Raw genomic sequence first — 1,137 nt, forward strand, 5'->3', positions numbered from 1 at the left:
CTCCTCCGCCAGGCGGCGGACCAGGGCCAGGACCTCCNGCTGGTGCCGGATGTCCAAAAAGGTAGTGGGCTCGTCCATGAGAATGGCCTCCGTCTCCTGGGCCAGGGCCATGGCGAGGTAGGCCTTCTGCCGCTGTCCCCCGGAAAGCTCCGGCAAAGGCCGATCCGCCAAATCCAGGGCGTCCGCCGCCGCCAGGGCCCGGTCCACCGCCTCATAGTCCTCCCGGCCATAGCGCCGGGGATAGGAGAGGTAGGGAAACCGCCCGTGGAGAACCAGCCGCCGGACCGTGATGTTGGGCGCCGTCCGGGACTGGGGAAGATAGGCGACCCGCTGGGCGGCCTGCCGGGGGCTGTAGTCCCGCCTTCCGTCCAGCAGCACCTCCCCGCCCAGGGGCGGCAGGAGGCCGGCCATGGTCCGCAGCAGCGTGCTCTTTCCGCAGCCGTTGGGCCCCAGCAGCGCCAGCACCCGCCCGGGCCGCGCCGCCAGGGACACGCCCGCCANCACCGCCCGGCCCGGATAGCCCGCCGAGAGATTTTTCGCCTCAAGCATGCCCGCGCCTCCTTCCCCGTCTCTGCCGCAGAAGAAGCCACAGGAAAAACGGCCCGCCCAGCAGGGACAGCACCACCCCCACCGGCAGCTCATAGGGGGCGAACAGCGTCCGGGCCAAAATATCGCATACCGTCAGCAGCGCCGCGCCCCCCAGGGCGGACGCCCAGAGCAGCCGGGCGGAGCTGTCCTCCCCCACCAGCCGCCGGACCATGTGAGGAGCGATGAGGCCCACAAAGCCCAAAAGCCCCGCGAAGCTCACCGCCGACCCCGCCAGCGCCGCCGCCAGGGCCAGCAGCACCAGCCGCAGCCGCCGGGCGGGAAGCCCCAGGCTCCGGGCGGTCTCCTCCCCCAAAAGCAGCACGTCCATCTCTCCCGCCAGGGACAACGCCAGGAAAAGCGCCGTCAAAGCCACCCAGAACGCCGGGGCCACCCGGCCCATGGAGAGGTTCGCCACGCCTCCCACCCGGAAGTCCGTGTAGCCGTTCAGCGCGTCGGGGAAGAAGGTCAGCACGGCGTCGATGCCCGCGCTGAACATGCCGGATACCGCCACCCCCGCCAGCACCAGGGTCATTCTGGACGCGCCGGTCC

2 protein-coding genes are annotated in these 1,137 nt (G+C 71.3%); both read right to left on the minus strand.

The window, feature by feature from the left end; all coding sequences use genetic code 11:
- On the minus strand, nt 1-549 hold a 549-nt coding region (locus JX325_RS17410), incomplete at its 3' end, for an ABC transporter ATP-binding protein (protein ID WP_204792262.1).
- On the minus strand, nt 542-1,137 hold a 596-nt coding region (locus tag JX325_RS17415; protein WP_204792263.1), incomplete at its 5' end, for an iron ABC transporter permease. The genes JX325_RS17410 and JX325_RS17415, both read right to left, overlap by 8 nt.

The organism is Oscillibacter sp. CU971 (genome assembly GCF_905219725.1).
In the GTDB taxonomy this organism is placed as follows: domain Bacteria; phylum Bacillota; class Clostridia; order Oscillospirales; family Oscillospiraceae; genus Oscillibacter.